Raw genomic sequence first — 13,733 nt, 5'->3', positions numbered from 1 at the left:
GCAGAAGATGGCGCCAGCCCGTCCCTTCAGGTGGTCACGATCACCCGAACCGGTCCGTCGCGACGCAGAACATCGGCAACCACGTGGGTGCCCGACCTGCGTAGAGCCACATCGACGGATCCACCATCAAGGCGCAGATTGCGCAGGACGACCTCTCCCAGAAACTCCGGAAGGATCGGTTGCTCGAAGATCACCTGACGCGCCTCAGCATCGAAGCGTAGCCCGAGACAGGCTTGAAGCAGCAACAACGGCGCTCCCGCCGCCCAGGCCTGCGGCGTACAGGCCACCGGGTAGAAGGTCGGCCCTTGCGTCTCGCGGCGCGGAAAACCGCAGAACAGCTCCGGCAACCGTCTCAGATCGATATAGGTGGCGGCGGAGAAGATGCCCTCGAATATACGCGCGGCCTGTTCACGGAACCCGTAGCGCGCCAGCCCCGCCCCGATCAGCGCATTGTCATGGGGCCAGACCGAGCCGTTGTGATAGCTCATCGGATTGTACCGTGCCTGACCCGCGGCAATGGTCCGCACTCCCCATCCGCAGAAAGACGTCGGCCCCATCAGGGTATGAATGACCGTTACGGCGCGCTCTTCCGGGACGATTCCCGTCCAGAGCAGATGGCCCGCGTTCGAACTGCGTACTCGGCAGGGCCGTTTGTCACCATCGAGGGCGAGCACATAGGTCCCAAGCTCATCGTCCCAGAACGCCGCGTCGAAACGGGACTTGAGTTCCGAGGCCTTACGCGCCTGCTCTTGCGCGATCCCGTCATGACCGAGTTCCCGTGCGATCTCGGCCGCGGCCAGCCGGGCGGCATAGACGTAGCCCTGCACTTCGCAAAGCGCGATCGGCCCCTTGGCCAGCGTCCCATCGGCGTGAAACACCGCGTCATGACTGTCCTTCCACCCCTGGTTGGCGAGCCCCTTGTCGCTGCGCCTCCCGTATTCCACGAAACCGTCGCCGTCCCGATCGCCATAGGTCTCGATCCAATCGAGCGCCGCACGGACATGCGGCCAGAGTGTTTCCAGCACCTCCCGATTGCCGGTGCGCTCGAAATACGCCCCGGCGAGCATCACGAACAGCGGTGTCGAATCCACGCTGCCGTAATAGCGCCGGAACGGAACTTCGCCGGTTTCCGCCATTTCGCCATAACGCACTTCATGAAGGATCTTGCCTGGCTCGGCATCAGTATGCGGATCGAATTCCGTCGCCTGGTTGGCAGCAAGATGCAGCAAAACGCCCCGCGCGACCGCCGGGTCGAGCCAGAGCATTTCCCGGGCGGTGATCAGAGCATCGCGACCGAACACGGTGCTGAACCAGGGCACGCCCGCATAGGGATAGGGCCCCTCCTCCGTATCGGTCATGAGCATGTAGAGGTCCGAGACCGAACGGCGCATGGTCTCATTGAAAATCTCGTTGGAGCTTTGCACCGTGGCTGCGCGGGAAGAGGAACGTCTGAGTGCGCGGCGCGCGTCCCGCAAGGAGCGGAAAAACAGGCGCGACGGAGGATCCTCGGCCCCATTCGCGTCGCAGCCGATCTCGATAAAGAGCGAACGCGTTTCGCTGGGGGCGAGGCTCAGACGATAGACGGCTTTCCCCGGCTCAAGCTGCGCAGGCGCAGGATCGAAACGCAGAGCGGTGCTACGTGGATTGTGGTCGAGCCCCCGGTACGACAAGAGTACGTGCGAGCCATCCACCTCCGGCAAGAGCGACGTTCCCCGGCGGGCCCGTACCCGGCCACGGACCTCAAAAATATCCGCAAAATCGGCCTCAAAGGCGATTTCCAAGGTAACTTCATGTGCGACCTCGTCAAAATTGCGTACCGCCAGCCGCTCATAACAGGTGCCTTGCCAGAGAAACCGCGTCCGGCGCATGTGGATGCGATCATGCGCAATCAGACAGCGACCGGTTTCGTCATTAAGATCGGGATTCGTCAGATCGCAGGTCAGCGTGGCGTTATCGTCGCGCAATGTGGACGAGAGCAGCATGGGCCGCTCTCCCCCGATGGTCAGATAGTAATGCGAGAGATACCTGGTGTCGCGATGGAACAGGCCCTCGGGGCTGCCCGGCCCCGAGAGCACATCGCCATTGTGATCGAACACGGCGAAGGTATCGCCGTGCTTCAGGGTTCGTGGCCGCCGTTCCTGCAAGGAGGCTGCCGCCGGGATGAAGAATTGCGCCGGCGGCGCGACCAGTTGCGACGCACGTAAGCCCGTTTGTTGCAGCGCCTCGGTCATCTTATTCTCCTTCGCTCTCATTCCGCTGCATGCAGGACCTGAGCCCCTTGGCCCCCGAGCATATGCGGGAGCGGCATCGTAACAGCGTCGACGCCCGGCAACCCACGATAGATTTCGACATAGTCGCGCGCCATGCGGTCCGCAGTGAAGCGTTCTTCGAACGTCTCGCGCACGATTCGTCTGCTGATTCGGTTCAGTTTCCCCACAGCTGCGACGGCATCTTCCAGAGAACTCACTACATAGCCAGTCAGCCCAGGCTCTACGATCTCCGGCACGGAGCCATTCGCCCATGCGATCACCGGCGTGCCGCAAGCCATAGCTTCGATCATCACGAGACCGAAAGGTTCAGGCCAGTCGACAGGGAACAACAGCGCCCGCGCGTTCCCGAGAAACTCGGCTTTTTGTTCTTCGTTAATTTCCCCAATGAACTCGACATTGTCATGGGCATCGACCATCGGTGCTATGATCTCGTCCCAATACTTGCGATCCGCCTCGCCGATCTTAGCAGCAATTTTCAATGGCATCCCCGCTCGCACCGCTATCTCGATGGCGCGGTCCGGCCGTTTCTCCGGCGAAATCCGTCCGAGAAAAGCAAGATAGTCGCCGTTCGGGCGTTCGGTGAAGGGCAGCAGAGTCTTGGGAAGTCCGTGATAGACGGTCCCTGCCCAGTTCACGAAGGGCAGCGGACGGCGCTGGTCGTCCGAGATCGAAACGAGCGGATAGTTCGGGAAGGTCGCATAGAAGGGACGAAGATCAGGCCCGTCGAGCCGGCCGTGCATGGTCGTCACCATGCGATCGGCGAATGCGCGCGCCATGGGATAATGCAGGAAGTCGATGTGAAAATGCAGCACGTCGAATTCATCGGCCCGCAAGCGGACTTCCTCCAGCATGGCGACATGCCACGGCAGCGAGTTCTTCACGTTCGGATCGAGCCGGAGCGCTTCCTTGCTGCACGGGACCAGGTGGGCCTTGGTCCGGCTGTCGCCGCTGGCGAACAGCGTGACTTCATGGCCCTGCCTGACCAGTTCCTCGGTGAGATAGGAGACGATCCTTTCTGTTCCCCCATAGAGACGCGGCGGGCAACTTTCTTCCAGCGGTGCGATCTGTGCGATCTTCATCGGCAAAACCTCCTCTTCTGAGCGAAGCCTCAACAATGGACGCGAGAAGGTCGTCTACGATCACCCCGCCTGGGCATGACCGCCGGATGTGGCATCTCGAATTCGGACAGTCGTGATACAAGATCACTGCCATCCGCCGGACCATCGTGCCGGAACGCGAGATGGCCTTGCCCGGCAAAACCTCCTGCGCAAAACAGCGATGTCAGATAGCAGGGAACCCCTGCAAAAAGTTCAGTTAGAAATCGGCTTTGGAGTTTCAACCCCTACGATGCCCGAAAATATTATGCGAAGCAGGCAACTGCTGAGTGTGCGTCGGTCGCATTTACGCTGCGCGACGAACCACAACCGCTCCAATCAGCATACTCAGCCCCAACGCGAGGAACAGAGGCTCGGCGACCTTGGCTTGCAACAGGCCGGAGGCAGTCGTGACAGAGATGAGCATCAAGCTGAATTCGCCGCCATGGGCCAGGATGGCGCCCGCGCGAAGCGCAGTCTCGAGCTGTTCTCCGAACATGCGGGTCAGGGCAACAACAAGCGCGAGTTTCACCACCATGAGCACAAAAAGCCATGCCAACACCGTTGGCCATGTCGACCAAACCGCACCTATATGGAGTTGAGTTCCGATACCGATGAAGAACGCCCCGACGAACAAATCCCGGAACGGCCTGATTTCCCGTTCGACAAATTGGCGAGCGTCGCACTCGGCGATCATCATGCCGGCAGTGAATGCACCGAGCGCCGGCGAAAGACCCGCACCCTGCGCAATAATGGCCGCGAGCAAGGCTACGGTCAGGGCTAGAAGCTGTGCGAGTTCAGCCTCGCCCTGGGTTGCGACCCATCCGGCAAGCCGCTGAAGCATTGACCGGGCGATGAAGAGCGCCCCGACGAGCACGCCCATGCCCCCAACCATCTTCAGGACGTCGTGCGCGCTTCCCACGGCTCCGGCTGCGGCGATGACATCGTGAAACGCCAGAAAGCCGACGGCCGCCAGATCCTGAAACAGCAGAACAGCGATCGCGACCCGTCCCTGAGGCGTTCCGAGCGCATCGCCGCCCGCCAGGACCTTGAGGCAAAGCGCGGTCGACGACATCGCGACCGCGCCAGCGATCAGAACCGCCGCCGCCGGCGCGATCTCGGTAAAGACGAGGAGCCCTACGGTGACTAACCCTCCGACTACGAGCACCTGTGCCAGACCGAGCCCGAAGATCAGTCGCCGGAGCGACACGAGCTTGTCGAGGGAGAATTCCAGACCAAGCGCAAAGAGAAGCAGGATCACCCCGACCTCACCGATAAGCGTCAGTGTTGCACCCTCCGCGATGAGCCCCAGACCCGACGGCCCGATCACAATGCCGGACAGCAGGAAACCGACCAGTGCGGGGATGCCAAGCCGTGCGCAGATTGCGACATGGCAAAAAGCCATCATGGCGAGCAACGCGGCGGCCTCCAACAGCCCCTGGTCGGCGTGCATCAACGTCGCCCGCTTCCATAGACAGTCGCCCCGATCCACGCCGGTGGGTCGGACGCGGGGAAGGACTCAGCACTCGCTTCACTGACCGGGTCTGCAGCCGTCGCGAGTTCCGCTGAGAGATCACGAACGCTGGCCGCGTCGATGCCTCGGTGAAGCCGGTGCCCGGAACTCGGTCGGTGGCCTGTCTCGATGCGATGGGCGCCAGGAGCATCGGCTCCCTTGCTGGTTGGCACGGTTTCCCACCAGAAGCGGCGCGGTGGCACGGATCGACGTTTGTCCGGCTCGTGGCGCACGATATACTGCCAGTCGTTTCGTTCCGCGAAGGCGATGGCGCTGTCGAGATCAGGGAATGTCAGGCGGATCGGACGATAGGGATCTTCGGTTGCAGTCCAGCCCATAAGAGGCTCGATGACCGGCGCCCGGGCCGGCTCAAACTCGAGTATCCAATGCTGCCGCCTGATTGGAGCGGAGGTGTGGGACGAGCGAGCTGGCCTGTAGATCAACGCTGTCGGCACGTCTGGAGATGTCAGGTCAGTTCCGGGGATCTTCGGCCGAAATGGGGGGCGGTTATGTCCTTTCATCATGATTTACCTCTCTTCGGATTGCGGCACCGGCGGCGTTACCGTCGCCGGTGCACGGGCCGTCATTCGGCGGCAGGCTCGGTCTCTTCGCTATCGCTATTGCCCGGCTCGCCGAGGGCCTCGGTTTCTCCTGCGCTCTCCAGCTTTTGGAACGTGATCTTCTGATCATCCGCGGTCCAGGCGACGCGCACCTTGTCCCCGTCCTCGATCCGGCCCGAAAGCATCTCGCGGGCGAGCTCGGTCTCCAGCTCCGACCGGATTAGCCGTCGCAACTCGCGGGCGCCGAACTCTGGCCGGAAACCCACCGCTCCGAAATGCTCCGCAACGCTTCCGTCATAGTCGAGCTCGACGCCCTGGGTCATCGCCGTGCGGGCGACGCGGGCCAGCTGCAGCTCGACGATCTGCCGGATTTCCGACTGGTTCAGAGAATGGAAGACGATGATTTCGTCGATCCGGTTGATGAACTCGGGCCGGAAATGAACGCGCAGAACGTCCATCAGTTCGGCCTTCTGCCCGGCCTCGTCGAACTCCTTGGTTCCGCGCTTGCGAAGGTTGCGCTGGATGATGTCGGAACCGAGGTTCGACGTGGCGATGATGATAGTGTTGGTGAAATCCACCACGCGGCCCTTGCCATCGGTCAGGCGGCCATCGTCGAAGACCTGCAGCAGGATGTTATAGACATCCGCATGCGCCTTCTCGATCTCGTCGAGCAGCACGACAGAATAGGGCCGGCGCCGGACCCGTTCCGTCAACTGGCCGCCCTCGTCGTAACCGACATAGCCCGGCGGGGCGCCAACCAGCCGCGCGACCGCGTGACGTTCGCCATATTCGGACATGTCGATGCGGATCATCGCATCCTGATCACCGAAGATCGTCTCCGCCAGAGTCTTGGCCAGCTCGGTCTTGCCAACGCCGGTCGGGCCGAGGAACAGGAAGGTCGCGGTCGGGCCGGAGCCCTCGCGCAGCCCGGCGCGCGCCAGTCGCACGGCGTCGGCAACGGCATGGATGGCCTCTTCCTGGCCGATTACCCGCTCATGCAACTTGTCCTCGAGTTTCAGCAGCTTTTCGCGCTCTTCTGTCGTCAGTTCGCTCACCGGCACGCCGGTCAGTTTCGAGACGATCTGCGCCACGTGATCGGCGCGCACTTCAGCCGTCGCAGAGGCCCGGTCGCGCTTCCAGGTTTCCATCAACTCGTCAAGCTCGACCTGTTTCGTTTCAAGCTCTTTCTTGAGTTCAGCAGCACGGTCGAACTGCTTCCTCCCCGCGGCGTAGTCCTGCTCGCGCCGGATCTGGGCGACCTCAGCCTCGAGCTCCTGGACATCGACGGGACGCGCGGTAGCGCTGATCTTCACGCGCGCGGCAGCCTGGTCGATCAGGTCGATGGCCTTATCGGGCATGAAGCGGCCGGTGACGTAGCGGTCGGAAAGCTCGGCCGCCGCGACGATGGCCTCGTCGGTGATCGTCACCTTGTGGTGGCTTTCCAGCGTGTCGCGCAGGCCCCGCAGGATCATGATCGTCTGCGCCACCGTCGGCTCATCGACATAGACCGGCTGGAAGCGGCGCTCCAGCGCGGCGTCCTTCTCGATGTATTTCTGGTACTCGTTCAGGGTGGTCGCGCCGATCAGGTTCAGCTCGCCGCGGGCCAGCGCCGGCTTGAACGTATTGGCGATGTCGAGCCCGCCTTCGCCGCCGCCCTGTCCGGCTCCGACGATGGTGTGGATCTCGTCGATGAACAGGATCATGTCGGCCTTGTTGGCCTCGATCTCCTTGAGGATCTTCTGGACCCGCTCCTCGAACTCACCGCGATATTTCGATCCGGCCACCATCGAGTTGATGTTGAGTTCGACCAGCCGTTTGTCGCGCAGCGCCTCGGGCACCTCGCCCGCGACGATGCGCTGCGCCAGCCCCTCGATGATCGCGGTCTTGCCGACACCCGGTTCGCCGATCAGCACCGGGTTGTTCTTCTTGCGCCGCGCCAGAACCTCGATCGTCGTTTCGATTTCACGCGCCCGGCCGATCACCGGGTCGAGCCTGCCCTCGCGCGCCAGCTTGGTCAAATCGCGGCTATATTCATCCAGATCAGGCGTGCTCGACGGGGTTTCGACACGGCCTTCCTCGGCCCCCTGACCGACGACCTTCGTCACCTGCTGGCGTAGCGCCTGCGGCGTCAGGCCCAGCCGGTTCAAGATGCTCGACGCCACGCCCTCCCCCTCTTCGGCGAGACCGATCAGAAGGTGTTCGGGGCCGACATAGGAATGGCCCAGCTCGTTCGAGGCAATGAAGGCGCGGTTCAGCGCATCCTTCACCCGCGGGCTGACGCCGATCTCACGGTCCTCCCCCGTTGCGTCGCCCTTCTTCGCTTCGCTCTCGATCTGGCGGCGCAGATCGTCGGCGTCGATCTTGACCTGCCCCAGCACCGTGCGGACAACATCCGAGCCGGTCAGCGCCAGCAGAAGGTGTTCCGTATCAACCTCGGTCCGGCCGAATTCATGCGCCTTCTGGCCCGCCTCCTGCAAAAGCCGGTTGGCCTGTTCGCTCAGGCGGTCAGCGATATTGATGCCGCCGCGCCGCGCGGTGCGCCCCGCCTGTCGGATCGGGACGGGTTGCCCCTGATCTTCGCCAAACCGATCGAAAAGGCCACCGGCATCGCCAAAGAATTCATCGAAGAGCGAGCGCCCTCCGAAAAGCGATTCCAGTGGCGATGCGCTACGCCCCTGCCGTCGGGCGATCCTGCGGTAGTCCTCGTCGCAAAGCTCCATCACCTTGCGTTCACCGTTGACAGAGACCTGCGCACGAAAGCTGGCAGGTCGGGATTTGCAGATATCACAGATGCCGTTTGCCATTTTTCACCTCCGTCATGCTCCCAGCCGGAACGTCCGGACTGGGTCTCTATATTCAGGCCGCCTCGACCTCCTGAGTGCGGACCTTTTCTGCGATGGCCCGAAGGTCGGGCTCGTCCAGCGTCTCGCGGTCGAGCAGATCGCGGGACGTTTCCTCCAGCAGCGCCCGGTTCGCGTCGAGAAGCGCGACCGTACGTGCGAAGATGTCGTCGATGATCGCCTTGACAGCGGTATCCATCCGCTCGGCCGTTGCCTCGCTGTGGCGGCGGTTGAGCCAGGCGGATTGATCCCCCGTGCCAAGGAAGCCGGGCCGCTCGGTGTCATAGCTGACATGGCCCAGATCGGGGTCCATGCCGTAGCGCGCGACCATGCCCCTGGCGATGTCGGTTGCCTTCACCAGGTCGTCGGCGGCACCGGTCGAAAGGTGATCGTATATGACCTTCTCGGCCGCACGCCCGCCCAGAAGAACGGCGATCTTGTTCTCCAGTTCCTCGCGGGTCATCAGGAAGCGGTCTTCGGTCGGGCGCTGGATCGTATAGCCGAGCGCACCGATCCCGCGCGGGATGATCGAGACCTTGTGCACCGGATCGACCGCCGGCAGCGCCATCGCGACCAGCGCGTGCCCCATTTCGTGATGCGCCACGATTTCCCGCTCGCGCGCGTTCAGAACACGATTGCGCTTTTCCAGCCCGGCGACGATACGCTCTACCGCGTTGTTGAAGTCTTCCATGGTCACCGCATCGGCCTTTCGGCGGGTTGCCAATAGCGCCGCCTCATTGACCAGATTTGCCAGGTCCGCTCCGGAAAAGCCCGGGGTCAGCGCGGCGACCTTCTCGGCATCCACATCCGGTGCTAGCGTCACCTTCTTCATGTGTACCCCGAGGATCTGGATGCGGCCCTTCTTGTCGGGCTTGTCCACCAGCACCTGCCGGTCGAAGCGCCCGGCCCTGAGCAGCGCCGGGTCCAGGATTTCCGGCCGGTTGGTGGCCGCCAGCAGCACGATCCCCGACGACGGGTCGAACCCGTCCAGCTCAGTGAGAAGCTGGTTCAGCGTCTGCTCACGCTCGTCATGCCCGCCGGCCATCTGACCGGAGGCGCGGGCGCGACCAAGCGCGTCGAGCTCGTCAATGAAGATGATCGCGGGTGCGTTCTTGCGGGCCTGCTCGAACAGATCGCGCACCCTTGCGGCGCCGACGCCCACGAACATCTCGACGAATTCAGAGCCGGAGATCGAGAAGAAGGTCACGCCCGCCTCGCCCGCCACGGCCCGCGCCAGAAGCGTCTTGCCGGTACCCGGCGGGCCGACCAGCAGGATACCTTTCGGGATCCGCGCGCCGAGCTTGCCGTATTCCTCGGGCGTCTTCAGGAAATCGACCACTTCCTCCAGCTCGGCCTTGGCCTCGTCGACCCCGGCCACATCGGCAAAACTGACGCCGGTTTCCTTCTCCATGTAGACCTTGGCCTTGCTCTTGCCGACCTGCAGGAAGCCGCCAAAACCCTGACGCTCGGCGAACTTGCGAAAGACGAACATCCAGAGACCGAAGAAGACCACTGCCGGCACCACCCAGGAGAGAAGCGCCCCGATCCAGGTGTTTTGCGGAATGCCGGTGATCTCGACATCCGCGTCGTCCAGCCGTTCAAGAATGGCGGGATCGACGATCGTGGTGACGAAGCCCGAGCGCCCGTCGATGGGAGCTCCGAAAGTACCGGTGATCGTATCGGACCCGACCGCAACCGAAGCGATGTCGCCGTCGGCTAGATACTGTTCGAATTGGCTATAGCTGATCGGCGCGGTGCTGCGGTAGCTGGCGATCAGATCCTGAATAAAGATCACCGCAAAAAATGCGACGATCCAGTACCAGATATTAAATTCGGTTCTCTTTTCCATCCCCTTATCTCCTCGGCGCCAACCCGTAGAGATGTTGCTGGTTTATCACACCCGGCCAGATTGGTATTGCTTGAGCCGAGTTCAAGAGGGATCCGACATGAAGATCGAAGCTGGCAACGATGCCCAAAATTCTTACATCCCGTGGTGTGCCACTTCCCGTTAGCTGCAAGTGAAGTTTATTGCGATCATGACTGCAACGCCGCGCCACCAATTCCTGAACCTGCTTCAATCCATCCTGCTTTTGGCGGGTATGGCGGTTATCGCCTGGTTCATCGTTTCGGCGATTGCGGGACAGGGCTTGGCGATTCCGATCGTCATCGGATCCTTGCTGGGATTGCTGCTGTCACCCGGCATCCCGAAACGCCTGTTGCTGAACGCCTACGGCGCACGCAGGCTCAGCGGGCGGGAATTTCCAGAGGGCATGGCGATACTGGCCGAACTCGCACGCCGCGCCGGGCTGCCGCGTGTACCGGAACTCTACTATGTACCGAGCCAGATACCGAACGCCTTCGCTATGGGCTCTCCGGATGAAAGCGCCGTCTGCGTCAGCGATGGTCTTCTGCGATTGATGAACCAGCGCGAACTGGCCGGGGTCCTGGCGCACGAGGTCGCTCACATCGCCAACCGCGATCTCTGGATCATGGGTCTGGCCGACGCGATGTCGCGCGCGGTGTCGCTCGCGTCCTGGGTTGGGCAACTCATCCTGCTGCTGAACCTGCCGCTAATCCTGGCCGGCGCGGCTTATGTGCCCTGGCAGGTACCACTTGTCCTGATCTTTTCACCCACGATCATGGCCCTTCTTCAGCTCGCGCTGTCGCGGGCCCGGGAATACGATGCCGACAGGGGCGGCGCCGAGCTGACCGGCGATCCCGATGGCCTCGCTTCGGCCCTCCTCAAGCTGGAACGCCGCATCGGGCGGGTCTGGGAAGAGATGTTCCTGCCCGGCCGCCGCATCCCCGAACCCTCGATCCTGCGCACGCACCCGCCCACCGCCGATCGAGTCCGGCGACTGCGTGCACTTTCCGGACCCCGCCGACCGGTCCCACCGTCCGTTCCCCTGAACGCACCGCGGGCTGTGCGCGTCTCCACGCCGCGTTACGGGCCCTGGGGCGTCTATCGATGAGTACTTTTTTGCGCTGAGGCCTTGAAGTTGCAAACAAGCAACACTTTATCCGCAGCGGAACGCCCAGTTGGGGTTTCACGGATACGCGACAGGTTCGGCTGATTCAGCGGACCGCCTGACGTTCGCCTGAGAGGAACGCATGGCAGACGCAAACGCACCAGACCGCCGCCGAAATGGCGAACCTTGAAGCATGTCCATTCTCCGCGGGCGTTCAGTGGCGTGGTGACAAATCCACGCCGTCAACTGAAACGACGGAGGCGAAACATGCTCTATCCCACCTACACACGTCGCAGCGATCCGTTTGCGCTGATGCGCTCGATGCTGCGCGATTTTGACAGGACCTCTCCTGGCCGCGTGACCCAGCCCGTTTTCCCCGCCGTGAACGTCTGGCAGGGCGACGAGGCAGTCGCGATCACGGCAGAACTCCCTGGCGTTGACCCGGCCGACATCGACATTTCCGTGAAGGAAAATGTCCTGACGCTCTCTGGCGAGCGCAAGGCGCCCGAAATTCCGGAAGGCGGCCGCTGGCACCGCAACGAACGCGGCTTTGGCAAGTTCGCTCGTTCGGTTCGGCTGCCGTTCGTGGCCGCAGAGGACAAGGTCGAGGCGCGGATGACCAACGGTGTGCTGCGCATCGTGATCGGCCGTCCCGAAGAGGACAAGCCGCGGAAAATCGAGATCAAGGCTGCGTAAGAGGAGGACCGATCCATGACCAACGATGTGACACATACTGCCGACAAGACCGCGGCCGAGACACCGGAAACCACCACCGGCCGTCGTATCTACAGGCCGCTGACCGACATCGTCGAAACGACTGACGGGGTGACGCTGATGCTCGAGATGCCGGGCGTCGCCGCCGAAGACGTGGATATCACGCTCGAAAAGCGCGTGTTGACGATCCGAGGTAAGGTCCATGCCACGCAGCCCGAGAAGCTGCAATTGGCCTATGCCGAATACGGCGAGGGCGATTTCGAGCGAGCCTTCACCATGTCCGACGACTTCGACCCCGACAAGATCGGCGCGCAGGTCTCGAACGGTGTGTTGACCCTGACGCTGCCGCGCGCAGCGGAAGCCCAACCCAAAAAGATCACGGTAACGGCTTCGTAAACCCGACATGTCGCACCCAAAAGAAGAAAGGAGAACTCACATGCAGATCAAGGACCTGATCCCTTGGGCGCGGAAGGATCATGCGCCCGACCCGAAAAGTGATGACCAGAACCCCATCGCCACCCTTCAACGCGACATGAACCGTGTGTTTGAAGGCTTCTGGAACCGCGTCGGCGATTTCGACTGGCCCTGGGGAGGCGGCGAGGCGAAATCCGACGTGGTCGAGACCGAAGATCACGTGGAGGTATCGATCGAACTGCCCGGGATGGAAATGAAGGACATCGAGGTCACCGTGACCGACGACATGCTGACCATCAAGGGCGAGAAGAAGATCGAGCGGCAGGAGGAGAAGAAGGGCTATTATCTCTCCGAACGCAGCTATGGCGCGATCTATCGCACGATCCCGCTACCGCCGGGAGTCGACGGTGAGAAGGCCGATGCCAGCTTCAAGAACGGCGTGCTGACGATCAAGCTGCCGCAGACCCCGGAGGCGCAGGCCAAGGTCAAGCGCATCGAGGTGAAAAACGCCTGATGCCAAGTGGCGTGCCGGCGGCACCGTGCTGTCGGCACGACGACCTACACTTCTCCAGTCTTGGACGGCTAAATCCAATCGGGAGAGAGCGATGCAGGTCCGGTTGGAACTTCAGGCAGTTGCCCGGGACTGGTCTTCCGCAAAAGTACTTCCTAGCAGTTCACATAGCTAAAATGGACGAACGATCTCGTAAAAAGCACGGCACCAGAACCCTGCACGATCGAGTGCGAGACCCACCTATGGGGGCATCGAGCGGATGACACACGATGAAAAGGAGAGCACGTGACATTGAGTTTCGGCACCTGCGGTGCTTCGTTAATGCAGCCGATCATGGCAGTTTCCGAAAGGCTGGAAGCACGATGGGTGTCCAGCAGTCATCAATCAGTCGATGCATCTGCGATCTCGAAGATCGCCTCGGGACATCCTTGTTCCACCGTCATCGAAGCGGTGTGACCCTAAACCGCGCCGGGCAACAATTTCTACCTCGCGCACGTCAGATAATTCGCGGGCTAGATGAGAGCTTGCACGCGATGGCGGCACTTGGCAGATCGGAAAACGGCCGTATAAGAGTCGGCATTTATTCATCGATTGCCTCGGGCTTTCTGGCCGAATTGCTGCGCTCCTTCGGGGAGCAGCACAACCATGTTCAGATCGAATTGATCGATGGAAACCCGGAAGAACACGTCGCTGCAATTCGCGGGCTCAAACTCGACGTCGCTTTCCTAACCGGAACCCGAACCTGGCAAGATTGCGACAGCGCATTGATGTGGTCGGAAGGTGTTTTCGTTGTCCTGCCTGAACGCCATGAGTTAGCCATCCGGACAGCAGTCGACTGGCGCGAGCTT

Annotated in this window: 11 protein-coding genes; 5 read left to right on the top strand and 6 right to left on the bottom strand. The window is 62.0% G+C overall.

The features are described from left to right. Window positions 1–26: 26 nt before the first annotated feature. The 6 genes from D6860_RS15850 to ftsH all read right to left on the bottom strand — a co-directional run bounded on the left by D6860_RS15850 (window position 27) and on the right by ftsH (window position 10,126). Window positions 27–2,231, bottom strand: a complete 2,205-nt coding sequence (locus D6860_RS15850) for an amylo-alpha-1,6-glucosidase (RefSeq protein WP_076625014.1) — start codon at window positions 2,229–2,231, stop codon at window positions 27–29. A gap of 17 nt (window positions 2,232–2,248) precedes the next feature. Then, entirely contained in the window at window positions 2,249–3,349 is a 1,101-nt protein-coding gene (locus tag D6860_RS15845) for a glycosyltransferase family 4 protein (RefSeq protein WP_076625015.1), read from the bottom strand. Between the two features lie 322 nt (window positions 3,350–3,671). Then, entirely contained in the window at window positions 3,672–4,817 is a 1,146-nt protein-coding gene (locus D6860_RS15840) for a cation:proton antiporter (protein WP_076625016.1), read from the bottom strand. Beyond that, window positions 4,817–5,398 carry an NADH dehydrogenase ubiquinone Fe-S protein 4 gene (locus D6860_RS15835; protein WP_179949495.1) on the bottom strand — a complete coding sequence of 194 codons (582 nt, stop codon included), beginning with the start codon at window positions 5,396–5,398 and terminating at the stop codon, window positions 4,817–4,819. Before D6860_RS15835 ends, D6860_RS15840 begins: the two co-directional genes overlap by 1 nt. Window positions 5,399–5,460: 62 nt before the next feature. Then, window positions 5,461–8,241, bottom strand: a complete 2,781-nt coding sequence (locus tag D6860_RS15830; protein ID WP_076625018.1) for an ATP-dependent Clp protease ATP-binding subunit — start codon at window positions 8,239–8,241, stop codon at window positions 5,461–5,463. A 52-nt stretch (window positions 8,242–8,293) separates the two neighbouring features. Next, complete coding sequence (gene ftsH, locus D6860_RS15825) at window positions 8,294–10,126, bottom strand: ATP-dependent zinc metalloprotease FtsH (RefSeq protein WP_076625019.1); 1,833 nt, start codon at window positions 10,124–10,126, stop codon at window positions 8,294–8,296. A gap of 187 nt (window positions 10,127–10,313) precedes the next feature. On the opposite strand from ftsH, the gene D6860_RS15820 reads away from it, so the two are divergent. The 5 genes from D6860_RS15820 to D6860_RS26020 form a co-directional block, all read left to right on the top strand. Next, window positions 10,314–11,249 (top strand): zinc metalloprotease HtpX, encoded by a 936-nt coding sequence (locus D6860_RS15820; protein ID WP_076625020.1) that lies wholly within the window; start codon window positions 10,314–10,316, stop codon window positions 11,247–11,249. A gap of 264 nt (window positions 11,250–11,513) precedes the next feature. After that, entirely contained in the window at window positions 11,514–11,942 is a 429-nt protein-coding gene (locus D6860_RS15815) for an Hsp20/alpha crystallin family protein (RefSeq protein WP_073033766.1), read from the top strand. 15 nt (window positions 11,943–11,957) lie between these two features. After that, on the top strand, window positions 11,958–12,356 hold the full coding sequence (locus D6860_RS15810) for an Hsp20/alpha crystallin family protein (RefSeq protein ID WP_076625021.1): 399 nt from the start codon (window positions 11,958–11,960) through the stop codon (window positions 12,354–12,356). A gap of 40 nt (window positions 12,357–12,396) precedes the next feature. Beyond that, window positions 12,397–12,888: an Hsp20/alpha crystallin family protein gene (locus tag D6860_RS15805; protein ID WP_028092946.1), complete on the top strand. Its 492-nt coding sequence runs from the start codon at window positions 12,397–12,399 to the stop codon at window positions 12,886–12,888. A 266-nt stretch (window positions 12,889–13,154) separates the two neighbouring features. Continuing rightward, on the top strand, window positions 13,155–13,733 hold a 579-nt coding region (locus D6860_RS26020), incomplete at its 3' end, for a LysR family transcriptional regulator (protein ID WP_164845647.1).

Source organism: Salipiger sp. D13 (assembly GCF_003703915.1).
In the GTDB taxonomy this organism is placed as follows: Bacteria; Pseudomonadota; Alphaproteobacteria; order Rhodobacterales; family Rhodobacteraceae; genus Salipiger; species Salipiger profundus.
Note: the sequence above shows the minus strand (reverse complement) of the source record. Positions and strands in the feature narration are given on the sequence as shown.

Excerpts from the sequence above, each read along its gene's own strand:
- D6860_RS15850 (WP_076625014.1), bottom strand. The coding sequence starts at position 2,231 with ATGACCGAGGCGCTGCAACAAACGGGCTTACGTGCGTCGCAACTGGTC.
- D6860_RS15845 (WP_076625015.1), bottom strand. The coding sequence starts at position 3,349 with ATGAAGATCGCACAGATCGCACCGCTGGAAGAAAGTTGCCCGCCGCGT.
- D6860_RS15840 (WP_076625016.1), bottom strand. The coding sequence starts at position 4,817 with ATGCACGCCGACCAGGGGCTGTTGGAGGCCGCCGCGTTGCTCGCCATG.
- D6860_RS15835 (WP_179949495.1), bottom strand. The coding sequence starts at position 5,398 with ATGAAAGGACATAACCGCCCCCCATTTCGGCCGAAGATCCCCGGAACT.
- D6860_RS15830 (WP_076625018.1), bottom strand. The coding sequence starts at position 8,241 with ATGGCAAACGGCATCTGTGATATCTGCAAATCCCGACCTGCCAGCTTT.
- ftsH (WP_076625019.1), bottom strand. The coding sequence starts at position 10,126 with ATGGAAAAGAGAACCGAATTTAATATCTGGTACTGGATCGTCGCATTT.
- D6860_RS15820 (WP_076625020.1), top strand. The coding sequence starts at position 10,314 with ATGACTGCAACGCCGCGCCACCAATTCCTGAACCTGCTTCAATCCATC.
- D6860_RS15815 (WP_073033766.1), top strand. The coding sequence starts at position 11,514 with ATGCTCTATCCCACCTACACACGTCGCAGCGATCCGTTTGCGCTGATG.
- D6860_RS15810 (WP_076625021.1), top strand. The coding sequence starts at position 11,958 with ATGACCAACGATGTGACACATACTGCCGACAAGACCGCGGCCGAGACA.
- D6860_RS15805 (WP_028092946.1), top strand. The coding sequence starts at position 12,397 with ATGCAGATCAAGGACCTGATCCCTTGGGCGCGGAAGGATCATGCGCCC.